The sequence below is a fragment of the Cryobacterium sp. PH31-O1 genome, assembly GCF_030063455.1.
GTDB lineage: Bacteria > Actinomycetota > Actinomycetes > Actinomycetales > Microbacteriaceae > Cryobacterium.
Map to the genome: position 1 here is coordinate 23,684 of NZ_JASITB010000007.1, position 22,671 is coordinate 46,354.

The 22,671-nt window shown below is 66.2% G+C and carries 22 protein-coding genes; 10 read left to right on the plus strand and 12 right to left on the minus strand.

The features are described from left to right. Positions 1–12: 12 nt before the first annotated feature. The 3 genes from QMK31_RS14115 to QMK31_RS14125 form a co-directional block, all read right to left on the minus strand. Positions 13–285 (minus strand): glutaredoxin family protein, encoded by a 273-nt coding sequence (locus QMK31_RS14115; RefSeq protein WP_283501589.1) that lies wholly within the window; start codon positions 283–285, stop codon positions 13–15. A gap of 121 nt (positions 286–406) precedes the next feature. Continuing rightward, positions 407–1,270, minus strand: coding sequence for a DUF4190 domain-containing protein (locus tag QMK31_RS14120; protein ID WP_283501590.1), 864 nt, complete (start codon positions 1,268–1,270; stop codon positions 407–409). Between the two features lie 124 nt (positions 1,271–1,394). Next, complete coding sequence (locus tag QMK31_RS14125) at positions 1,395–1,691, minus strand: hypothetical protein (RefSeq protein WP_283501591.1); 297 nt, start codon at positions 1,689–1,691, stop codon at positions 1,395–1,397. A 62-nt stretch (positions 1,692–1,753) separates the two neighbouring features. Here QMK31_RS14125 and QMK31_RS14130 point away from each other — a divergent pair, with 62 nt between their 5' ends. Further along, entirely contained in the window at positions 1,754–2,044 is a 291-nt protein-coding gene (locus QMK31_RS14130; protein WP_283501592.1) for a hypothetical protein, read from the plus strand. A gap of 40 nt (positions 2,045–2,084) precedes the next feature. Here QMK31_RS14130 and QMK31_RS14135 read toward each other — a convergent pair whose 3' ends face one another. After that, positions 2,085–2,684, minus strand: a complete 600-nt coding sequence (locus QMK31_RS14135; RefSeq protein ID WP_283501593.1) for a histidine phosphatase family protein — start codon at positions 2,682–2,684, stop codon at positions 2,085–2,087. Positions 2,685–2,895: 211 nt separating this feature from the next. On the opposite strand from QMK31_RS14135, the gene QMK31_RS14140 reads away from it, so the two are divergent. From QMK31_RS14140 to QMK31_RS14150, 3 genes are all read left to right on the plus strand, one after another. Continuing rightward, entirely contained in the window at positions 2,896–4,215 is a 1,320-nt protein-coding gene (locus tag QMK31_RS14140; protein WP_283501808.1) for a short-chain fatty acid transporter, read from the plus strand. 127 nt (positions 4,216–4,342) lie between these two features. Then, the gene (locus tag QMK31_RS14145) at positions 4,343–5,104 is read left to right on the plus strand and encodes an endonuclease/exonuclease/phosphatase family protein (protein ID WP_283501594.1); all 762 of its coding nucleotides are present in this window, start codon (positions 4,343–4,345) and stop codon (positions 5,102–5,104) included. A gap of 228 nt (positions 5,105–5,332) precedes the next feature. Further along, positions 5,333–6,172: a DarT ssDNA thymidine ADP-ribosyltransferase family protein gene (locus QMK31_RS14150; protein WP_283501595.1), complete on the plus strand. Its 840-nt coding sequence runs from the start codon at positions 5,333–5,335 to the stop codon at positions 6,170–6,172. A 104-nt stretch (positions 6,173–6,276) separates the two neighbouring features. Here QMK31_RS14150 and QMK31_RS14155 read toward each other — a convergent pair whose 3' ends face one another. Beyond that, positions 6,277–6,834, minus strand: coding sequence for an MOSC domain-containing protein (locus QMK31_RS14155; RefSeq protein ID WP_283501596.1), 558 nt, complete (start codon positions 6,832–6,834; stop codon positions 6,277–6,279). Between the two features lie 138 nt (positions 6,835–6,972). Between QMK31_RS14155 and QMK31_RS14160 the strand changes: the two genes are divergently transcribed. The 6 genes from QMK31_RS14160 (at position 6,973) to mgrA (ending at position 12,191) form a co-directional block, all read left to right on the plus strand. Next, entirely contained in the window at positions 6,973–7,266 is a 294-nt protein-coding gene (locus QMK31_RS14160) for a hypothetical protein (RefSeq protein WP_283501597.1), read from the plus strand. Between the two features lie 145 nt (positions 7,267–7,411). Further along, the gene (locus QMK31_RS14165; RefSeq protein WP_283501598.1) at positions 7,412–7,891 is read left to right on the plus strand and encodes a Dps family protein; all 480 of its coding nucleotides are present in this window, start codon (positions 7,412–7,414) and stop codon (positions 7,889–7,891) included. Between the two features lie 25 nt (positions 7,892–7,916). Then, entirely contained in the window at positions 7,917–8,945 is a 1,029-nt protein-coding gene (locus QMK31_RS14170; RefSeq protein WP_283501599.1) for an acyl-CoA dehydrogenase family protein, read from the plus strand. Next, on the plus strand, positions 8,939–10,384 hold the full coding sequence (locus QMK31_RS14175) for a bifunctional PIG-L family deacetylase/class I SAM-dependent methyltransferase (protein ID WP_283501600.1): 1,446 nt from the start codon (positions 8,939–8,941) through the stop codon (positions 10,382–10,384). Before QMK31_RS14170 ends, QMK31_RS14175 begins: the two co-directional genes overlap by 7 nt. Next, complete coding sequence (locus QMK31_RS14180) at positions 10,381–11,169, plus strand: glycosyltransferase (protein ID WP_283501601.1); 789 nt, start codon at positions 10,381–10,383, stop codon at positions 11,167–11,169. Before QMK31_RS14175 ends, QMK31_RS14180 begins: the two co-directional genes overlap by 4 nt. Beyond that, positions 11,166–12,191, plus strand: coding sequence for an L-glyceraldehyde 3-phosphate reductase (mgrA, locus tag QMK31_RS14185; protein WP_283501602.1), 1,026 nt, complete (start codon positions 11,166–11,168; stop codon positions 12,189–12,191). Before QMK31_RS14180 ends, mgrA begins: the two co-directional genes overlap by 4 nt. On the opposite strand, the gene QMK31_RS14190 is transcribed toward mgrA, so the two are convergent. Genes QMK31_RS14190 through QMK31_RS14220 form a run of 7 tightly spaced genes read right to left on the minus strand, consistent with a single transcriptional unit; the run spans position 12,192 to position 22,671 of the window. Next, positions 12,192–14,879, minus strand: a complete 2,688-nt coding sequence (locus tag QMK31_RS14190) for a DEAD/DEAH box helicase (protein ID WP_283501603.1) — start codon at positions 14,877–14,879, stop codon at positions 12,192–12,194. Positions 14,880–14,884: 5 nt separating this feature from the next. Next, positions 14,885–17,026 carry a S9 family peptidase gene (locus tag QMK31_RS14195; protein WP_283501604.1) on the minus strand — a complete coding sequence of 714 codons (2,142 nt, stop codon included), beginning with the start codon at positions 17,024–17,026 and terminating at the stop codon, positions 14,885–14,887. A 25-nt stretch (positions 17,027–17,051) separates the two neighbouring features. Further along, positions 17,052–17,606, minus strand: coding sequence for a HutD/Ves family protein (locus tag QMK31_RS14200; RefSeq protein ID WP_283501605.1), 555 nt, complete (start codon positions 17,604–17,606; stop codon positions 17,052–17,054). Then, on the minus strand, positions 17,596–18,777 hold the full coding sequence (hutI, locus tag QMK31_RS14205) for an imidazolonepropionase (protein ID WP_283501606.1): 1,182 nt from the start codon (positions 18,775–18,777) through the stop codon (positions 17,596–17,598). The genes QMK31_RS14200 and hutI overlap by 11 nt, the downstream gene beginning before the upstream one ends. Beyond that, positions 18,774–20,126, minus strand: a complete 1,353-nt coding sequence (locus QMK31_RS14210) for a formimidoylglutamate deiminase (RefSeq protein WP_283501607.1) — start codon at positions 20,124–20,126, stop codon at positions 18,774–18,776. The genes hutI and QMK31_RS14210 overlap by 4 nt, the downstream gene beginning before the upstream one ends. Positions 20,127–20,175: 49 nt before the next feature. Beyond that, complete coding sequence (gene hutU / locus QMK31_RS14215; protein ID WP_283501608.1) at positions 20,176–21,846, minus strand: urocanate hydratase; 1,671 nt, start codon at positions 21,844–21,846, stop codon at positions 20,176–20,178. A gap of 15 nt (positions 21,847–21,861) precedes the next feature. Further along, positions 21,862–22,671 carry a putative protein N(5)-glutamine methyltransferase gene (locus QMK31_RS14220; protein ID WP_283501609.1) on the minus strand — a complete coding sequence of 270 codons (810 nt, stop codon included), beginning with the start codon at positions 22,669–22,671 and terminating at the stop codon, positions 21,862–21,864.

Sequence of the window (22,671 nt, forward strand, 5' to 3'; positions counted from 1 at the left end):
GGTGACGCCCGGTCAGCTGATGCGGCCGAGCTGGGTGAGCTTGGTGCGCACCTCGGCGTCGCTCGGTTCGACGAGGTGTGTGTCGTCGGGAAAAACGATGACGGGAATGTTGGTGCGGCCGCTGATGGCACGGGCACGTTCGGCGCCATCCTCGACCAGCAGCAGGTCGACGTAGTCGTAGTCCACCTCGAGGCGATCGAGCAGTGACTTAGAACGACGGCAGTCGCCGCACCACTCCGCTCCGAACATCGTGATGCGCGGTGGGGTGGCAGCAGTTTCAGTCATAGGAGTGATCCTAGGTGGCGTGCCTGTGTGGCGCGGGTGGGCATCCGCATTCAGCGAACCTGGGTGCAAAAGACGGCGCGAGCAAGCACTCGCGCCGTCTCACTTGCTGGTTGGGGCTTCGTTACTGTGCAGCGAAGAAGTACGTGTCGCCGAAAATCGTCGAGACCGTCCACGTGCCGAGTGCTGCATCGGCCGTCGGGATGGCAATGACTACGTTTCCGGTGCCGCTGGCATCGGGGTAGAGGTCGTTGATGTCCATCATCGACGGTGCCGGGCCGACAGCAAGCGTGTCCGACGTGGTGTGGGTGGTTCCTGCGGCCGACACGAATTCGACGGTCACGTCGATCCACGGCGTTCCGGTCTCGGTGCCCTTGTAGGTGACGGTGACCGGGATCATCGCGTACTGGAAGCCCGCTGCCGGGGCGTCATTGAACTGGTTCTCGGCGGCAATGATGTCATTTGCCGCGAGGTTCGATGCGCCGAGGGTGACCTCGTACTCCGGGGATCCGCCACTGGAGAGCTCGACGACTGAACCGAGCGGGGCCGGGTTCTCCCGGGTACCGACGTCGGAGCCGGCTGCCGGCGCCTCGTCGGCAGCATCGTCGCTCGAAGCGTCGCTGGCAGCGGGTGCGCTGATGGCAGTGCCGAGGCTGTCGTCGACGGCGTTGATGAAGCTCGCAGTGTAGGCGATGGCCAGAATGATCGACAGGAGCACGGCGACCGCCGAGACAATGAGTCCGATGAGCGCACTGCGCCGCGCTTTGGCCTTGCGGGTCAGCGCGATCGCTCCGAGCACCACACCGACAATCGCGAGGAGTCCTGAGCCGTAGTTGATGAACGGAATGAACGCGCCGACGAAGGCGACAATTCCAATGATCAGTGCTGCGGTGCCCATGCCGTTAGACGGTGTGGCCGGTGCTGGAAAGGGGATTCCGCTCGCATCCGGAGCGGGAGTGGTGCTTGGAGTTGGCTGTGAAGTTGACATGATTCAACACTGACAGACACGTCCGACACTCCATGTCGGTCCGTGAGCTGTCAGTTACCCCATAAGGAGTGCCGCCCGTTTGGCCGGAGGTCGTGTTCCTGGTGCCGGTGGGCGGGCATCCGTTCTAGTCGGTGAGGTGGTCGACCTGCCAGCCAGCGGACTGCTCGAGCAGGTCCAGAATGTTCTGAGCGGATGCCCGTGCCTCGGCCTGGCTGCGCGCGTCCACTACGTCGATGGTCAGCGGCAGGCTCTCGCCGAACTTGGGAATCTCCACCTCGACCCGACCCTGTTCGGGCAGGGCGATGAACGCGTTCGCACCGGTCGGGTTCTCAACCTTGGTGCTGAGAGCGGTGGCGATCGCCCAGAGGGCGTCGGGCTTGGTGTACTGCACCTGGGCAACGATCGTGGCCGTGAAGGTCATGGGTCTCCGAACTTGAGGGATGAGGGACCCGTTCAGTAAAGCAGTACCCGTACCCTGAAACCATGCCTTCTTATCGCGTCACCATGAGTATCGACTCCCTGCACCCGGGAACCGCGCCCGCCTCGGTCGTGCCGCGCGCCGCAGCCAAGGTCGCCGAGTTCACGACCGTGGAGGCCTCCGACCTCACCATTGTCGCCGGCGCAGCTCGGGTCATCGTGCGTTTCACAGCGGATGACGCGGCGTCGGCCCTGCAGATCGGCGGCAACGTGGTGGCCGACCTGCGGAGTGTTGCCGAGCTGCGGGCGTCGCTCGTGACGGAGCGGGTCAAAGGAACCTGGGTTCCGGTGGTCTGAATCCAGGCCGTGCGACACCCCGAAAAGAACGGGGTACAAATTAGACCACGGGGTCCATCGAGCTCAGGTGGCAGGCGTCGTTCCACATCTGCAGCACGCGATTCTCGCGCTCCCATCCGAGCGTCGAGACGGTGGCCGTGCCGAGGCTGAGGCCCTTGCCGGCGACGGCGGGCAACCCCATCCAACGGGCGGTCATGATGCGCAGAAAGTGTCCGTGGGCAAAGATGGCCACGCGGCCCTCGGCGGCGAGGCATTTCTCAATGGCGAGGTCGGCGCGTGCGCCCACCTCGTCGACGGATTCGCCCCCCGGAATCGGGTTGCCCCACACCGTCCACCCGGCAATTTCCGAGCGGATGTCCACGGTGCGGCGACCCTCATACACCCCGTAATCCCACTCCAGCACGTCATCGCTCGCCACGCCCTGGCTCGCGTAGCCGGCCCGTTCCATCGTTTCCCAGGCCCGCACGAGGGGGCTCGAATAGACCCGGTCGAAGTGTTCACCGTCGAGCATCTCGCCGAGGGCATCCGCTTGTTGGCGACCGAAATCGGTCAGTGGAACGTCGGTACGGCCGGTGTGCTGGCCGGAGATGCTCCACTCCGTCTGGCCGTGGCGAATGAGAACGATGTCGTTCTGGGTCATGCAGCTCCCTCAATTTGCCGAAGGCGCGCTTCGACCGGTCAAGTCTACGTTTCGCCCGCGCGCTGTGTGCCCCGCCGGGGGAGTAGACGACCCGCCGGCTACCTTTACAGGGTCAGTGCAGACGCCCTGAGCCACAATGTTGTAGCAACTCAGGGGGACCCTCGTGTCAACTGTCACCGCCAAACGCGCCACCGGACCGGTCGCCGCGTTCATGCGCCCGATCAACTCGCTCGTGGAACGCTTCATCCCGAGTGCTTTGGTATTCGTGATCGCACTGACCGTGATCGTGGCCGTTCTCGCCCTCATCCTCACCGATTCCACCCCCATTGACGTCGTACGCAGCTGGGGTGACGGACTGGCCGGGCTGCTCGCCTTCATGACGCAGATGGCGCTCGTGCTGCTGCTCGGGCACATTCTGGCCAACACGACCCCGGTGCACCGGCTACTCGTGCGGCTCGGCGGCCTGCCGCGCACGGCAATACAGGCCTATGTCTTCGTGTTCACGGTCGCCGCAGTGGCCTGTCTCATCACCTGGGGCCTTGGCCTCGTGGTGGGCGGTTTACTCGCCAAGGAGGTGGCGTTCCAGCTTCGGGCCAAGGGCGTTCCGGTGCACTTCCCGTTGCTGGTTGCTGCCGGATACTCCGGCTTCGTGATCTGGCATATGGGTTACTCGGGATCGGGACCGCTGACCGCGGCCACAGGGGGATCCTTTCTGGCCGAGCAGATCGGCCGCACCGTCTCTCTGGCCGATACGACATTCTCCGTCTGGAACATCACGGCGGCCATCGCCACCATCGTGGTCGTGGCGCTCGCCCTGGCGCTGGTGGCCCCGCGCCGGAACGCCCCGGTATTCGTGCTCGAGGTTGACGCCCGCGAGAAGACTGTCGCCCAGGAACCCGTTGTAACGCCGGCTGACCGGCTGGACGCCAGTCGCATCCTGACCCTGATCGTGGGCCTCGCTCTCGTGGCCTACCTCGTGATTCACTTCGTCGAGGGGGGAACCCTCACCCTCGACATCGTCAACTGGTCGTTCCTCGCGCTCGTCTTTCTGCTCGTGCGCAACCCGTTCGAACTCATTCGGCTGACCAAAGATGCCGCGTCGAACGTCGGCGATATTCTGCTGCAGTTCCCGCTCTACGCTGGCATTCTCGGCATGATGGTCGGTTCTGGCCTGATCGGCGTGTTCTCCGACTTCTTCGTCAACGTGTCGACCCCGGCCACCTTCGGCGTGATGGCCTTGCTCGCGGCCGGACTGGTGAACTTCTTCGTACCCTCCGGCGGCGGCCAGTTCGCCGTGCAGGGCCCGATCATGCTCGATGCGGCTGAGCGCCTCGGCGTCGACCCCTCGGTCGCCATCATGGCCGTCTCCTACGGTGACCAGTGGACCAACATGATCCAGCCGTTCTGGGCCCTGCCATTGTTGGCCATCGCCGGGTTGAAGATGCGTGACATCCTCGGCTACACGACGATCACCTTTCTTGCGGCCGGCCTCGTCTTCATCGCGACGCTGTTCATTGTCGGCGCCGGCTAGCCCCTGATCGGTGAGTCGGCAGGCTGGATGCCACCTGCGCATGTGTCAACTGACCCCGGATGTTCAATTTCGACCGCGGTGAGAGTCGTAGGCTGGAGACATAGCCATCAAGTCTGAGACGGGTGCCATGAGGGTCATTAGTTACAACCTCCGCAAGAATCGTGCCAGCGGCGAACTCGTCGCCTTGGCCGAGCGTTACAGTCCCAACATTCTCTGCCTGCAGGAATGCAACACCATCGACCTACCGGCCGAGGTCGGCAACCTGCACTTGGCCGATTCCACCCGGCGTAACCGGCTCGGCCTCGCTATCTACTACAACAGGGACCGTTACACGGCGATCAAGACCCAGACCTTCGCGCTCAAGAAGTCCCTGCACGATCGTCTTGCCGCCCCCGCCCACGAGCGACTGATCGCCACCCGACTCATCGACAATGTGGCGCAGCGGGAGATTGTCGTCGCATCCTTTCACGCCGCGCCGTTGACCGCACTCAATTCCCTGCGCCGCAACCAGATCCGCACCGCCCACGAAGAGTTGGGCCTGCTCGGACCAGGCCTACCCACCCTCATGGTCGGCGACTACAACTACCCGATTTTTCAGGGCAAGCTCGGCAACAAGGTGAACCAGTCCGGCTACGATCTCACGCTCAGCGACACGCGCACCTACACCCGCTACAAGTTCTTTCGCGGGCACTTCGACCTTGCGACCTCGATGGGGCTGGCCATCACCAACGTCGAAACGTTGCCGCAGGGTACGTCCGACCATATGCCCATTCTCGTGACGGCCACCTACCCCGACGAGCAAATGATGCAAACGGATGTCGAGCACCACATCGTTAGTCCCGCAGAAACGGCCTCGGTATCCGCCGAGGGCGTCGACTTCAGCATCTGACAGGCGCTGGCGCGCCCAGGCGAATCCTTCAGGTTCTGGTGCCGAAACTAAGAACGGTCATCGCCACCACCCAAATGAACGTAACGTTGACAGGCGGTATGCACGTTCGGCTTTTCCGGGTGACGCGAGCCGCGAAACGAAAGGTTTTGCCTCTTGGACGACGAATGTATCCACGGACTCGAGGGCCAATTGTGTGCCCTGTGTTATCCCAAAGTTGTCACTGAGCCTGTGGCGCCGGTAAAGAAGACCCGCGCCCCGAAGCTGTCCTCCCTGCGCGACCCGTTGCCGACGGCTGCCACTCCGCCCGCCCGCACGGCTCGCCCGGTTCGCGCCGCTGGCGCCCCCCGCCCGGTACGGGCCGAGAAAGCCTCGACCGACAACGTCGACGAGCAGCGGGTATATCACCTCACCCACATCAGCAACCTCGCGTCGATTCTGCGGGACGGTCACCTGTCTGCCAACGCGGCACTCACCGCCCCTCCTGCGGTCGACATCTCGACGGCGGCGACGCGTGAAACCCGTCGGGACGCCCGTGTTACCGAAGCTGACCGCAGCGTGGCCGAGTACGTGCCGTTTTTTCTGTCGCCCAATGCGACCGTATGGGAGAACATTCGCGCTGAGCAGGCAGACCCGCGCCTCGCTCTCGACGCCCACGGCTCGGAAGCCTTCGACTTCGTCATGCTCGTGAGTACGGTCAAGACGATTAACGACGGGCTCGCGGCCCTCGCCGCGGCGCCCGCTGACGCCGACGATGACGAGACCCCCATCCTTCCCAGCCTGGTCGCCGTCACCAACGGTGACGCTGCCGGAACGCTTACCCGGTTCGGTGCCACACCGGCCACCGCCGAGCGCATGCTGCAGACCCTGCGCGCCGAGACCGACGGCACCATGCTTCTCGAAGCCGAGCTGCTCGTGCCCGACGCGGTGCCGATGGAACTGATCACGCTCATCGGCGTGTGCAACGACAATGTGCGCCAGACCGTGCGCGGCATCCTGAAAGCCAGCGCGTTCAAGCCCAAGGTAGCGGTCTACCCGCCGTGGTTCCACACCTCCGCTGACCCCCAGTAAAAGAACGCACCTCTGCCTCTGCACGGGGCCCGGGCCCCGTCCGTGGGCCCAGTTTATAGACTGGGCCCACGGTCATAGGGTGGGCCCAGAGGGCGGTGGCGCGGCTAGACGACCCCGAGCGGGAGCTGCTCGCCGACGGGCAACTCCACCCGGATGCGGTCGCCCGGATTCACGACTCCGCCGGTCACCACGACGCCCATGATGCCGCCGCGGCGCTGCACGGTACCGGTGGCATCCGTTTTGATGAGCTGCTTCATCAGGCCTTTTCGGTAACCGTTGATGAGTGAGCATGGGCTGCGCATGCCGGTTATCGCGACCACAGCCTCAGCGCCGACGTGCAGCCGGGTCCCCAGCGGCAACGTCATCAGGTCGATTCCGCGCGTCGTCAGGTTCTCGCCCAGTTCTCCCGGTGCCACGAGGTAGCCGGAGGGCACGAGGGCATCGAACAGCTCGGCGGCCAAGAAATGCACCTGGCACAGGTTCGGTGCCAAAGGATTGCGCTTCTTCTCGTAGAGATGCTGCACCGTCGCGCCGGCGTGGCAGTCGCCCTCCACGCCGATTCCGGCCAGCAAGCGGATGCTGCTCACCACCGGCTTGCTGAAGCGATGCACGTCGTCGCGGCTGACGGAAATCACCGTACCGGCAGGTCTTTCGAGTGTCATGAGAATGAGTCTGCCATAGCGTACGCACGTTCGAACGGATGCCTCCGACACCCGATATTGCTGGCGTCACCGTGTTTGCGTCCAGCCGTTGACGCGGCGGCATGCGAGGCCTACATTTCATCAGTGGAAAGGTTGCCGATGACCAGTATTGCCCCTGACAGTCACGCCCAGAGCGATGAAACCCGGGCGGCGCTCGTTCCCACGCCGGCCGACGAACCCGCACCGCACATCGCCCGGCCCTATCGAGCCCTGGAACGGGAGCTGGAACGGGCCGTGCGTGACCGGATGGAGGTCAACCTGCGAGTCACCGCGGCGGTCAACGCGATGCGGGACGGCGGCTCTTCCTGGGCCGTCATCGCGCGCATCCTGGGTACCGCTCCGCAGACCGCGCACAAGAAATACAGCAAGCCGCACCCGCCGAAGGAGGCCTGAGCGACAGCGGTAGACCCCGGGGCGGCCCGGCTGCCGGGGGCCGCACGTCGGGTCTGCGGCCCCCGGGCGGGGTGATGGCATTGTGGCCCAGATCGGTCTGCGGTGATATGGTCTCGAGGCAAATTCTCCTCAATGAAGGGATCCCATGCACGCCTCCGAAACACTCAGTAACAACCTGCAGTCCGTTCTGGTCGACCTGATCGAGCTGCACGTGCAGGGCAAACAGGCGCACTGGAGCGTCGTCGGCAAGAACTTTCGTGACCTGCACCTGCAACTCGACGAGATCATTCTCGATGCCCGCGAATTCTCCGACGAAGTAGCCGAGCGGATGCGCGCCCTCGATGCCATGCCAGACGGCCGCAGTGAGACGGTCACCAAGACCACCCACCTGCCGAAGTTTCCCGACGGCGAGGTGGACACCGCCGAGACGGTGACCCTCATCACCGAACGGCTCGACGCGACCGTCGACAATATGCGCGCCGTGCACGATGAGGTCGACGAGGAAGATCCAACGACCGCCGACATCCTGCACGCCTTCATCGAAAAGCTCGAGCAGTATTCCTGGATGGTCAGCGCGGAGAACCGCACACCGCGCAAGCGCTCAGCGGCCACGTCCAAGTCCTGACGCACGCTGTACACGACGGGGCGTCATGAGGGTCGAATCGAACGTGCAACCAACCGGGCTTCGCAGCGACCTCGCCGATGCTGCCGCCGCGGTCAACGGTGACGCGCGACGGGCGCTGGTGCTCGTGAGTGGACTCGCCTCCGTTCCCTTTGCCGGGGAGGGACGCACGGCGCAACTCTTCGATACCCTGTCGACGCTTGCGGCGGCCGACCTCACCGCGGCCAGGGTGGCCGAGGCGCACCTGGACGCCCTCGCTATACTGCACCAGGCTGGCCGTCCGGCCCGGCCGGAGCAGAGCTGGGGTGTGTTCGCGTCCGAAGGCCCCGGAGCAGCGCTCACGGCCACCCGAACCGGTGACCGGTGGCGGCTCGACGGCACCAAACCGTGGTGTTCGCTCGCCGGACTGCTCAGCCACGCGCTCGTGACGGCGCACGTGGTGGGTCTGGCGGGTGACCGGGGCCGTCGTCTCTTCATAGTTGACCTGCGCCAACCCGGGGTGACCGTGCACGACGACGTCTGGGTGGCCCGCGGGCTCTCCCAGGTTTCGAGCGGCCCGGTCGACTTTTTCGCCGTCACCGCCGATGCGGTCGGTGACGAGGGATGGTATCTGCGTCGGCCAGGATTCGCCTGGGGCGGCGTCGGCGTGGCCGCTGTCTGGTGGGGTGGCGCTGTGGGCGTGGCCCGCACCCTGTATGCCGCCGCCCAGGGCCGTGTTCCCGACCAGATCGGCCTCGCCCACCTCGGCGCGGTCGACCTCGCCGTGAGCGGGTCGCGGTACGCGCTCGCCGCTGCAGCGGCTGCCATAGACGCCGGCGAGGCCGACGGTACCGCTGGTTCCCTGCTCGCCGCCCGCGTGCGTGGAGTCGTCGCCCGAACCGTTGACGAGGTCATATTCCATGTTGGGCATGCGCTCGGGCCGGCCCCACTCGCCCTCGACGCCCGACACGCCCAGCGGGTAGCCGACCTGCAACTGTATGTGCGCCAACACCATGCCGAGCGCGACGATGCTGCGCTCGGCCAGATGCTCGTGACGAGGGGGAATGCACCATGGTGACATTCAGTCATTCCGACAACGGAACGCCCGAGAAGGTCTGGGAGGCCGCCCGCTGGCCGGATCGCTTCAGCTCGCTCCGCCTGGACGCGCTGAAGCGTCTGGTCGTGGTGTCGGCGCACCCCGACGACGAGAGCCTCGGCGTCGGCGGTCTGATCGCCCACGTGGCCGGGCTCGGCCTGCCGATCGTCGTCATCGTGCTGAGCAACGGCGAAGCATCGCACCCGCAGTCCACCACCCACGACCCGGCCAGGCTCGCGCAGATTCGCCGCCTCGAAGTGACGGATGCCCTCGCTCACCTCGCCCCCAACGCGGAGATTCACCTGCTGGAACTTCCCGACGGCAAGCTGGCGGAGCACCTAGACCTGGCTGCGGGAGCGATAGCGGAAGCGATCGGCGACACGGGCGATTCGACCTGGGTTGTGGCACCGTGGCGAGCCGATCGACACCCAGATCATGCCGCGGCCAGTGCGGCCGCTGAGCGGGCGGCGCGAGAACGCCGTGCGCGGCTGTTCGAGTATCCGATCTGGGCCTGGCACTGGTCGACCCCGGAGGACGTGGTCTGGTCCGGCGAATCCGTGCGGTTGTTCGACCTGATTCCGGCCGAACGCAAGGCCAAAGCTCGAGCTCTCGCCTTGCACCATAGCCAGGTGGGCCCGCTGTCGGATTCCCCCGGCGATGAAGCGATCGTGCCGGCCAATTTTCGGGCGCACTTCGCCCGGGACTACGAGACGCTGCTCGACATGACACTGCGCGTGGCGGTGAGGCCCGTTTCCCCCGCACCGCGCGATAGGCGCCCCGGGACGAGCGACACTCGCGGGCAGGCCGACCCGAACCATACCCTGACCGCCGGGTACTTCGATGCGGTCTACGCCTCGGGGCCCGACCCGTGGGGGTTTGAATCCCGCTGGTACGAGAAACGCAAACGCTCCGCATTGATCGCAGCCCTGCCCCGGCCGCGGTTTTCGGCCGCACTCGAACTGGGTTGCTCGACCGGGGTATTGACGGCAGAACTGGCCGACCGCTGTGACACCCTGCTGTGTATCGACCTGGTCGAGCAGCCGCTCATTCTGGCCCGCGAGCGCTTGGCCGGTCGACCGGGGATCACCTTCGAACGGCGCACCGTGCCGGGGGAATGGCCGAACGGATCCTTCGACCTGATCGTGCTGTCTGAAGTGGGGTATTACTGCTCGGTGGCCGATCTGCGCCGCATGCTCGAACGGTGTCGAGCCAGTCTCGCCCCGGGCGGAGCACTCGTGGCCTGTCACTGGCGGCATCCGGTCGCCGACTATCCCATTACCGGTGATGCCGTGCACGCCCAGCTCACCCACGTGGTGGGGCTGCAGCGAACAGTGCACCACCTGGAACGGGACTTCGTGCTCGAGGTCTATGAGCCGCGGCCGGCCCAGTCCGTGGCGCAGCGCGAAGGGCTGATTCCGTGACCGGCGTCGCGCCCATTCATTCCGTGCCAGCTCGCACCGTGCCGATCGAAAACGTGGCCATCGTCGTTCCCGTGCGCGATGAGGAGGTGCTGCTGCCCCGCTGTCTGAGCGCCCTCACCGCGGCGATTGCGGCGTTGAGCGCCGTGCCCGAACCGGACCGCCCGCGAGTGACCGTACTCCTGGTGCTCGATCGCTGCACCGACCTGTCAGCGCGGGTGGCCGCACACTGGTGCGACTTCCGTCGCCACGAGATCGATGCTGGTGCGGTGGGTGAGGCCCGGCGCGACGGCGTCCGACACGCGCTGGGACCGTTGCTGCCAGCGCGACTGGTTGACGCGGCATCCGCTGCACGCACCTGGATCGCGACGACCGATGCGGACTCGGCCGTGCCGCCGAACTGGCTCGTGACCCAGCTGGCGCTGGCCCGCAACGGCGCCGAGCTCGTGCTGGGAACCGTGCAGCCCGACGACGACCTCGCCGCCCACGAACTGCTGCGCTGGGAGGCCCTGCACACGATCGGTGAGGGGCATCCGCACGTTCACGGCGCGAATCTGGGGGTGCGGGCCGACCGTTACCTTGCTGCCGGCGAGTTCGCGCCGGTAGACCGCGATGAAGACGTTCTCCTGGTAGCCGCGCTGCGCCACCTCGGTGTCGCCGAGGCGCGCACCGCGCTGATTCCAGTGCTGACCTCGGGCCGACGGGTGGGGCGTACCCCAGCCGGATTCGCCGGCTACCTGCGCGACCACGTCGACAATGAGCAGAAAAATGGGATCATGAACAGATGACTTATCTCCCAAACGAATCCCGCTACGAGTCGATGCCGTACCGTCGCGCCGGGCGCAGCGGCCTCAAACTTCCCGCCATCTCGCTTGGTCTCTGGCAGAACTTCGGCGATGACAAGCCGCTTTCAACGCAGCGAGCCATTCTGCGCCGGGCCTTCGACCTCGGCATCACGCACTTCGACCTAGCCAACAATTACGGTCCGCCGTACGGTTCGGCCGAGACGAACTTTGGCCAGCTCTACCGCGAAGATTTTCGGGCACACCGCGACGAACTCCTGCTCTCGACCAAGGCCGGCTACGACATGTGGCCGGGCCCGTACGGTAACTTCGGCTCCCGCAAGTACCTGCTGTCGAGCCTCGACCAGTCGCTCGCTCGTATGGGAGTGGACTACGTCGACATCTTCTACTCGCACCGCGCCGACCCCGACACTCCGCTCGAAGAAACCATGGGGGCCCTGCACACGGCCGTCACGAGCGGTCGGGCCCTCTACGCCGGCATCTCCTCATACTCGCCCGAACGCACCCGTGAAGCTGCGGCGATTCTGGCCGACCTCGGCACCCCGCTGCTGATTCACCAGCCCTCATACTCGATGTTCAACCGCTGGGTCGAAGACGATCTGCTCGACACCCTCGAGGACATCGGCGCAGGCTGCATCGCGTTCTCACCACTGGCCCAGGGGCTGCTGACCGACCGTTACCTCGGTGGTATCCCGGCAGATTCCCGGGTCGCGCGCGACGGGTCGGCGAACAAATCCATGGTGAGCGCGGAGGCGCTCACCCACATTCGGGCGTTGACCGAGATCGCCTCCGAACGCGGTCAGTCCCTCGCCCAGCTGGCACTGGCCTGGATTCTGCGTAATTCCGAGGTGACCAGCGCCCTGATCGGGGCATCGTCGGTGCCTCAGCTCGAAACAAATGTGGGAGCGCTCCAGAACCTCGAGTTCACCGCCGAGGAGCTGACCGCGATCGACGAGCACGCCGTCGACAACGGCATCAACCTGTGGGCGGCCTCGAGCGCGGTCTGATCACGGCTCGAGCAGGCCGCGAATGTCGTCGGCGGTGAGCGCGGTGCTGAACATGGCGTCATCGTCGAGCACCGCGGAGAACAGTTGCGACTTCTGTTTCTGCAGCGCCACCACCTTTTCCTCGATGGTGCCCGTGGCGACGAGCCGGTAGACCATCACGTTGCGGGTCTGCCCGATGCGGTGGGTCCGGTCGATGGCCTGCGCCTCGGTCTGCGGGTTCCACCACGGATCCAACAGAAAGACGTAGTCGGCTTCGGTCAGGTTGAGGCCAAAACCGCCGGCCTTGAGACTGATCAGAAAGACCGGGGCCGCCCCGCTCCTGAACCGGTCGATTACCTCGCTGCGCCGCAACGTCGACCCGTCGAGGTAGCAATATGGAATGCCCTGAGCATCGAGCCGGGCGGCGGCAAGCTTCAGAAACGAGGTGAACTGGCTGAAAATAAGCGCCTTGTGCCCTTCGGCCACCACATCGTCGAGCTGCTCGAACAGGGCGTCGAGCTTGCTCGAGCGCACGCCGGCATACTTCGGGTCGACCAGGGACGCGTCGAGGCTCAGCAACCGCAGCAGCGTGAGCGAGCGAAAGACGATGAACCGGTTCTTGTCGAGCTCCTCGATCAGCCCGTACAGTTTCTGCCGTTCACGCTGCAGGAACGTGTCGTAGAGCTTTTGGTGTGCCGGGTTCAGCGCGATCTGCAGCTCTTGCTCCTGCTTGGGCGGCAGGTCGCCCGCGACGACCTCCTTGGTGCGGCGCAAAATCAGCGGGCGGATGCGCCGGCGCAGCTTCGCCAGCCGCTCCGGGCTCGTTCCCAGCGTCACCGGTCGCACGTAGTCCTCGGTGAACCTCTGCGCCGACGCGAACAGACCCGGTGCGACGATGCTGAACAGCGACCACAGGTCCATCAGGTTGTTCTCGAGCGGAGTGCCCGTGATGGCCAGTTTGAACGGTGTGTCGAGCTCTTTGGCACAGGCATAGGCCCGGCTCGTGCGGTTCTTCACGAACTGCGCCTCGTCGAGAATGAGGCCAGCCCAGGTCACCGCCTGGTAGGCGTCGAAGTCGAGACGGAACAACGCGTAGGACGTGACGAGCACGTCAACGTCGGTGGCGGCATCCGCTATGAGGGTGCGGCTTTTTGCCTCGGTCGCCGTGATCGTGCGCACCCGCAGTCCGGGCGCGAATCGGGTCGCCTCGTTCAACCAGTTAGCCACAACGGATGTCGGCGCCACGACCAGGAACGGCCCCGGATGCGAGGTTTGCGCGTGCACCAGCAGCGCCAGGGTCTGCACTGTCTTGCCGAGCCCCATGTCGTCAGCGAGCACCCCGCCGAGCTGGTGCTGCCAGAGAAAGGCGAGCCAGGCGAACCCTTCCTGCTGGTACGGGCGGAGGGTTGCGTGCACCCCGGCGGGTAGCGGGATCGGCTCGATTCCGGCGAGATCCTTCAACCCGGCGGCGGCCGCCCGCCACGATACGGCCGGCACGGTTTCGTCGGCGAGGTCCTCGAAATCGCTCCACAGACTGGCCTGGTAGCGGCTAATGCGCAGGCCGGTCTCCCATTCCTGCAGCGCTCGCGCCTCGTTGATGAGGTCGTGAAGCTGCTCGAACTCGGGGCTCTGCAGCGACAGATAGCTGTTGTCGACCAGCTTCAGCCGGGTCTGGCCCTTCGCAAGGGCCTTGAACAGCGGGCCGAACGGCACCGTGATCGCGCCGACGGTCACGATCACGCCGAGGTCGAACCAGTCACGCTGGTCGGTCTCCACGGTCGTGATCACGAGGTGGGGAATTTCGGTGCGCTCGAAGTCGTCGGGCAGTACCTCGGGAAACCGCACCGATGCATCCGCGCTGGTGACCGAGACGCGACGCTGCAGGGCCGGATAGACCGTGCCGAGAAACTCGGCCGTGTCGGCGGCGGGAACCATCGCTGAGTCGAGTTGGCCCATCAGATGGCGTTGCTCGTTGCTCAGCGGACCGGTCGTCGGTGCGAGGGTGAACACGGTCGGGGTGCCGAAGCGCACGCTGTACACGCCGTGGCCCGCGATGATTCCGGCGGCTTCGAGCGGATGCGGGGCACCGTCGATGTGCAGGCGGGCCTGCAGCAGCAGCGGGCCCGCCTGCGTTTGGGAGGCATCGAGGCTCACCTCGGCGAGCGAACCGACCCGCACGGTGACGTCCTTCTTGTTGCCGACGAAGCCGATACCGAGCTGCTCGGCTTCCCGCAGCAGCGGCCAGAGCAGCGGGCTGGTGAAGTTGTCGAGGTAGATCCAGTCGGTTTCCTGGCTCGTGTAAACCTCGCGCACGGCCTTGTAGAGAGCAGCGAACTGTGAGATCCAGCGATGGTGTTCGGGGTCGAGGTTGAACCGGTTCAGCTGAAAGGTGAGGTGGCTCCAGGTGACGTTGCTGCGCACCCAGTTGCCGTTTGCGTTCTGGATGACCGGCCGCACGCCGAGCCGGTACTCGCCGTGCCCGGCCACGAGCGCCTTCACCGGCTTAGCGGTCGGCCCCCGCCACCGGTCGTTCGTGCGCGGAGTCTGCTCGCGCAGCTCGAATTGCAGCCCCATCGGCACCTTCGGCCCGGTGGGCAGGGCGCGCGGTTGCCCGAAATTGCCGATCCGCGGGCCAGCGGATGCCCCGGGCGGTGTTTCCGGCGCCAGCACCAGCCGCTTCCAGGCGGCTGTGCCCGGGGAATCCGACACGATCGTTAGCTGTCTGCGGCGGGGTGACCGGCAGGGTTCAGGCCGGCAGCATCGAGCACCCAGGCGTAGTTGAAGGCGCGTTCGTGCCAGGCGCTGTATCGACCGGAGACGCCGCCGTGGCCGGCCGACATCTCGGTCTTGAGCAGGGCATCCGCTTTCACTTCGCGCAGCTTGGCCACCCATTTGGCCGGCTCGACATAGAGCACGCGGGTATCATTCAAGCTGGTCACAGCCAGAATCGACGGATAGTCGACGGCACGTACGTTCTCGACGGGGGAGTACGACTTCATATAGGCGTACACGTCGGCGTCGTGCAGGGGGTCGCCCCATTCGTCCCACTCGATCACGGTCAGCGGCAGTGAGGGGTCGAGGATCGAGGTGAGCGCGTCAACGAACGGAACCTCGGCGAGGATACCGGAGAACAGCTCGGGCGCGAGGTTAGCGACGGCGCCCATGAGCAGGCCGCCGGCGCTGCCGCCCTCGGCGACCAGCCGGTCTGGGGTCGTGAAGCCCGCGTCGATGAGGTGGCGGGCGCAACTTACGAAGTCGGTGAAGGTGTTGCGTTTGGTCGTCGTCTTGCCGTTCTCGTACCAGGTGCGGCCGAGTTCGCCGCCACCGCGCACGTGCGCGATGGCGAAGATCATGCCGCGGTCGAGCAGGCTGAGCCTGGCAATCCCAAATCCGGGGTCGATGCTGTGCTCGTACGATCCGTAGCCGTAGAGCAGGGTCGGTGCCCAAGTGCCGGGTGTGACGAGGTCGCGGCGGTAGACCAGCGAGATCGGCACGCGGGTACCGTCTTCGGCGGTGGCCCATTCGCGACGCTGTTCGTAGAGCGTGGGGTCGTAGCCGCCGAGCACGGGCTGCTGCTTGAGCAGGCGGCGCTCGCCGGTTTGCACGACGAGGTCGTAGACGGTCGACGGGGTGACGAAGCTCGTGAAGCCGAAGCGCAGGGTTGGTTGCGTCCACTCCGGATTGCCGGCCGATCCGACGGCGAACAACGGCTCGTCGAAGTCGAGCTCGGTCAGGCCGCTCGCGTCGTGTCGGTCGATTGCCAGGCGGGTCAGGCCGTCACGCCGGTACTCCACGACGAGAAAGTCGGCGAAAGCGTCGACGCTCTCGAGGCGGATCTGCGGATCGTGCGGCATCAGCATCCGCTTCTCACCCTGCGGGTTTTCTGCACTGACGCTGACCAGCTCGAAATTGACCGCGGTGCCGGCGTTGTGCACGATCAGCAGGCGGTCTTCACCGTCGATGACGGCGTGCTCGACGTCGTATTCCACGTTGTCCTGGCGTGGCCAGACCACGGTGAAGTCACCGGTGGGGTCACTCGCGTCGAGCACCCAGGATTCGGTGGTCACGCTCGAGCCCGCTTCGATCATGAGGAATCTGCGGCTGCGCGTAATGCCGACGCCAACCCAGAACCGCTCATCGGGCTCGTGGAAAATGCTGGTGTCGGTCTCTCTGGCCGAACCGATCTCGTGCCGCCACACGGTGTCTGGACGCCAGGCGTCATCGACGGTGGTGTAGAAGAGGTAGCGTCCGCTCGGGTCGAACAGGGCGCCGGCGCTCGTGTTCGGGATGGTGTCTGGCAGGTTCTCGCCGGTCGCGATGGTGCGCACGCGGATCGTGTAACGTTCGTCGCCCTCGACATCGACGGCGTAGAGCAGGCGGGTGCCGTCTTCGCTCAGGTCGAAGCTGCCGAGTGAAAAGAATTCGTGGCCCTCGGCTTCAGCGTTGTCGTCGAGCAGAATCTGCTCGCCGGGCACGCTCTGATTGCTGCCGAGCAGGGGGGCGGCCCAGTCGTCGGGACCGGCGATGGGTGCCCGACAGTGGATGCCGTATTCCTGGCCCGCGACGGTGCGGGTGTAGTACCAGAACGCACCGCGACGCACCGGAACACTCAGGTCGGTTTCCTGGGTGCGATTTTTGATCTCGGTGAAGATCTGCTGCCGCAAGTTCTCCTGGTTGGCGGTGCGGGCCTGGGTATAGCTGTTCTCTGCCTCGAGGTGGGCGATGACCTCTGGGTTGTCCTTGTCGCGCAACCACTCATAGTCATCGATGTAGACGTCATTGTGGAACTCACGATGCTGCGGTTTCTTCGCTGCGCGAGGGGCAGCGTCGGGAGGGGTGATCGGGCCAGAGGTCATCCCCCCAGCGTAGTTTGTGCGCCGCTTAGACCGCTGCGCAGATGCGGGCGACCGCGAGTTGGCCGACACCGGTCAGGGTCAGGGCGTCAAGGGCATCGGGCCGAACCGCATCGAGCACCGCCAGAGACTGGGCGCCGAGCGAGAACAGGCCTTGGGCGATGACCACGACGACAATCTCTCCGGCTTCGGAGGTGATCGACCAGCTGTCGGTTACTCGGTGGCATTCGATTGTGCCGCTGCACCGACCGCGACGAGTCATCAGGTTCAGGGCGAGCGTCGGCCGGGTGACGTTCGCCGAGGCGACCTCGTTCTCGCCGGCAAAGCTGTGGGATTCGAATTGGCCGAGGCGCACGAGTGGGCCCTGATCGATTAGATCGAGCCCGTGTTGCGACAGCGCCAGCAGGCACCGGTCCACACCGGCAAAGGTCGAGAACGGCGCTGTGGAATCAATGGTCGCGATGCTGAGCCGCCAGTCGAAATCGCCGGCCGCCGGCGACACCAGAATCTCGCTGGTCACCCCCGCGCCGTTACGCCACGGCACGTCGACCCGATCGGCGGCCCGCAGAATGTCAACGCTCAACGCGCCCACCCTCTCGCCAGACGGCACCGGTCAGCGGAACCCCGGGGCGGTAGGCCAGGTGCGAAATCGACGGGGCGTTCAATACCTGCAGATCGGCGCGGCCACCGACCTGCAGGGAGCCGACGGCATCCGCACCCTGATCGCGGCCGAGCGACCGGGCCGCACCGCGCGTCGCCGCCCAGACGGCTTCGCCGACGGTCAGGCCCATTTGCAATACGGCGGTCGCCACGCAGAACGGCATTGACGTGGTGTACGAGGTTCCGGGATTGCAGTTGGTCGCCAGGGCGATGGTGACTCCGGCGTCGAGCAACTGCCGAGCCGGCGCAAACGGCTGCCGGGTCGACAGGTCGCAGGCCGGCAGCAGTGTCGCCACCGTCGTTCCGGCGGCCAGCGCGTCGATGTCGGCCGGCTCCAGGTAGTTGCAGTGGTCGACACTCGCCGCGCCGAGCTCGGCCGCGAGTTGCACGCCGCCGCTGAAGCCGAGCTGATTGCCGTGCACGCGCACTCCCAGGCCCGCGGCGCGGCCGGCCAGCAGCACTTCGCGGGTTTCCTCCACGTCGAAGGCGCCCCGTTCGCAGAACGCGTCGATGTACTGCACGTAGGGCCGCACGGCGGTGAGCATCGGCCCGGTCACGAGGTCGAGGTAGTCGCGACGGTCCATCCCGGCCGGCACGATGTGGGCGCCGAGAAAGGTCACCACGTCGGCCACCCGGGCCCCAGCGCGCGCCGAACGTGTTTCGCTGTCGACATCGAGCCCGTACCCGGTCTTCGTCTCGAGAAAGGTGGTGCCCTGCACTTCGGCCTCGTGGCGCAGACGCCGGGCCGTAGCCACGAGCTGTTCCTCGGTCGCGGCCCGCGTGGCGTCGACGGTCGTGTTGATGCCGCCCGCGGCATAAGCCTGGCCAGTCATTCGGGCTTCGAACTCCGCCGAACGATCTCCGCCGAACACGAGATGGGTGTGCGTGTCGACCCAGCCGGGCAGAACCGCGCGCCCGCCGACATCCGTTCGACGATCGGCTGCGGGAGCCTTCGCAGCGGGGCCGATCCAGAGGATGCGCCCCGCGCCGATCACGAGGGCGGCGTCGCGGCGCCGTTCGCCCGATTCATCGTGGGTGGTCAGCTCACCGATGCCGGTCACCAGCTCGGTACCGGTCATTCCGGTCGTAGTCATCTGCCGAGCCTAGCGAGCGCCTCGATCATCAGCGCTGCCGGCCGCTCACCACCGACCAGCTCACCACCGACCAGCTCACCGCCTACCAGCTCACCACACTCGGCGACCAGCCGCCCGCCCACGAAAACGCGGAGTACATCGGAGGCCGTGGCGGTCAGCGGCAGCTGCCCGGCCAGCGAGCCGACGGTGCGCACGCCGGTTGTGCTGATCTCAACCAGGTCGCATGGGTCGCCCGGTTGCAGTCGGTGGCGGCCGAGCCCGAGGGAGGCATAGCCGGCTGTCGACGCGGCGGCCAGGAGTGCGGACGGGGCGAAGCGTCCGCGTTTTTGTGAAGCGAGTCGTTCCCCCATTTCGAGTCCGCGCATCTCCAGGAACGGGTCGATGACCGCGTTCTGATCGGAGCCCAGCGCAATCGGCGACCCCGCCGCCGCGAGGGCGAGCGCCGGGCCGATTCCGTCACCCAGGTCGGCCTCGGTGGTCGGACACATCACGACGGTCACCGCAGCGCTACCAAGCTGGGCCCGATCGGCGTCGCTGAGATGCGTCGCGTGCACGACGCTCAGTCGCGGCGTGAGCGCCCCGAGCGAATCGAGCAGTCCGGTCGGGGTGAGGCCGTAGGCCGCGAGGCAATCGGTGTTCTCCTGTGGTTGCTCGGAGAGGTGAACATGCAGGGGAACCTCCGGTGGCAGCCCGCCCTGCACCTCCCGCATAGCGTCGGGGGTGAGCGCGCGCACCGAGTGCAGTGCCGCGCCGAGGGTCACCAGATCGTCGCCGTCGAGCCGCGCCCGCAACGACTCCCACCTGGCCAGCCACGCAGCGGCGCTCCCGTCGCCGAACGCGCGCTGCTCCGCAGCCAGCTCCCGCCCGATGCCACCCTGCAAATAGATCGTGTCGAGCAGCACCAAACGAATGCCGACGGCGCGCGCCGCCGCCGCAAGCGCCAGCTCCATGGCGTGTGCTGGTTCGTAGGGTGCGCCGTCCTGACGATGATGCAGGTAGTGGAATTCGCCCACGGCGGTATACCCGCTCACGAGCATCTCAGCGAACACCGCCGTCGCCAGCGCCTGATACGTGCCGGGGTCGAGCTGGGCGGCGACCCGGTACATCCGCTCGCGCCACAGCCAGAAATCACCGCCCTCCGCGTGGGTCTGGCCGCGCAAGGCCCGGTGAAAAGCGTGCGAGTGGGCATTGCCGAACCCCGGCACAACCGTTCCCAAACGGATGTCCGCGGCCTCCGCCGCTTGCGGCTGAACGTGCGTGATGCGGCCGGCCGGGTCGACCTCGAGCCGCACCCCCGCGACGGCGATCCCGTCGATCAGCAGGGATTCGCACCAGAACGCGGTTGACACCTCAGCTGTCCCGCATCTCAGTTTTTCCACGTCTCAGTTTTCCCACATCTCAGTCCTCCCACATTGGCACGCGCAGGCCACGCTCGCGGGCCACCTCGTCGGCCCGTTCGTAGCCGGCGTCGACGTGACGCATGACCCCGGTGCCGGGGTCGTTGGTCAGCACACGCTCGATCTTCTCGGCGGCCAGCGCGGTGCCGTCGGCGACGATGACCTGCCCGGCGTGGATGCTGCGACCGATTCCCACGCCCCCACCGTGGTGAATCGAGACCCACGTCGCTCCAGAAGCGGTGTTCAGCAGAGCGTTCAGCAGCGGCCAGTCGGCGATCGCATCGGAACCGTCCTTCATATTCTCGGTTTCACGGTACGGCGAGGCGACCGAGCCGGAGTCGAGGTGGTCGCGGCCGATCACGATCGGTGCGGACAATTCACCGGAGGCGACCATTTCGTTGAACTTCAGCCCGGCGAGGTGACGTTCCTGGTAGCCGAGCCAGCAGATGCGGGCCGGCAGTCCTTCGAACTGCACCTTCTGTTCGGCCTTGGTGATCCAGCGGTGCAGCCCCGCATCGTTGGGAAAGAGCTCGAGAATGGCTTTGTCGGTGGCCAGGATGTCGGCTGGGTCGCCGGAGAGCGCGACCCAGCGGAATGGGCCCTTGCCCTCGGCGAAGAGGGGGCGAATGTAGGCGGGCACAAACCCGGGAAACTCGAAGGCCCGCTCGTAGCCGCCAAGTTTTGCCTCGGCGCGAATGGAGTTGCCGTAGTCGAAGACTTCGGCCCCGGCGTCCTGAAATTCCACCATGGCCTGCACCTGTTTGGCCATCGCGGCGCGGGCGCGCACGGTGAACTCTTCCGGCTTCTCGGCCGCGTAGGTGTGCCATTGCTCAACCGTGACGCCCTCCGGCAGATAGGAGAGCGGGTCGTGGGCGCTGGTCTGATCGGTGACGATATCGATGGGCACCTTGCGCGCCAGCAGGTCGGCGAACACCGTCGCGGCATTGCCGACCAGGCCAACCGACAGGGCACGACGTTCGGCCTTGGCCGCGAGAACCCGTGCTATGGCGTCGTCGATGTCGTCCGTCATTTCGTCGAGGTAACCATGATCGACCCTGCGTTGCAGCCGGGCCGGGTCGACGTCGACGATGAGCACGACCCCGTCGTTCATGGTGACGGCGAGGGGCTGCGCGCCGCCCATGCCGCCGGCCCCGCCGGTCAGGGTGAGGGTGCCGGCCAGGGTTCCGTTGAATCTTTTCGTGGCGACGGCTCCGAAGGTTTCATAGGTGCCCTGCAGAATGCCCTGGGTGCCGATATAGATCCACGATCCGGCGGTCATCTGCCCGTACATGGTCAGTCCGAGATGCTCGAGGCGGCGAAACTCGGGCCACGTGGCCCAGTCGCCGACGAGGTTGGAATTGGCGATGAGCACGCGCGGCGCCCACTCGTGGGTGCGAAAAACGCCGACCGGTTTGCCCGACTGCACGAGCAGGGTTTCGTCTTTTTCCAGGGTTTCGAGGGTGCGCACAATCGCGTCGTAGCATTCCCAGTTGCGGGCGGCCTTGCCGGTGCCGCCGTAGACGACGAGGTCGTCGGGGCGCTCGGCAACCTCGGCATCGAGGTTGTTCATGAGCATGCGCAGCGGGCCCTCGGTTTGCCAGCTCTTCGCGGTTAGTGCGGTGCCGCGGGCGGCACGAACGGGGCGCGCGGTGTGGGTGTCGCTGGTTGTCATGCGTATCTCCCTCGATTACAGACTTAGCCGATCATTGAGGTTATCTGTTTGAGGCTCAAGCAGACCGATGACCACGGTCGAATCCAGCTCCTCGCTCTGCACGATGCGGGGGAACAGCCCGTTCAGGGCGAAGATCGCCGCCGTCTGCGTGGCCTGCCGCTGCCCTGTTTCGACGAGCAGACATCCGTTTGGTGAGAGCCACGGCGACGCCGCAGCGGCGATGCGCCGCTGAATGTCAAGGCCGTCGTCGCCGCCATCAGCCGTCGCGCGCGGCTCGTAGAGGCGGGCCTCGACCGGCATGAGTGCGATCTCGTTCGTTGGTACGTAGGGAGCGTTGGCCGCGATCACGTCTACCCGGCCCGTGAGCGATACGGGGAGCGGCGCGAACAGGTCACCCTCGAACACCTGCCCGGGGTCAGCCAGGTTGCGACGGGCACAAGCTACCGCCAGCGGATCGATATCGACCGCGAACAGCGAGGCGCCCGGTCGGGCCACCGCCAGCACGGCAGCCACCGCGCCTGATCCGCAGCAGAGATCGACCATGACCGACCCGGGCGCACAGAACGCCAAGGCCTGCCGAACCAGAAGTTCGGTGCGCCGGCGCGGCACGAACACACCCGGATCGACCAGAATGCGCCGGCCGCAGAACTCGGCCCAGCCGAGAATCTGCTCGAGCGGCAGCCCAGCGACGCGGCGGCCGATCATGGCGTTCAGTGCGGCAGGTGATTGCTCGACCGACAACAACAGGGCCTCCTCCTCCTCGGCGAAGACACAGCCCGCAGCGCGCAGCCGAGCGGTGATGCTGACTAGGTCGGGTGCGGGCAC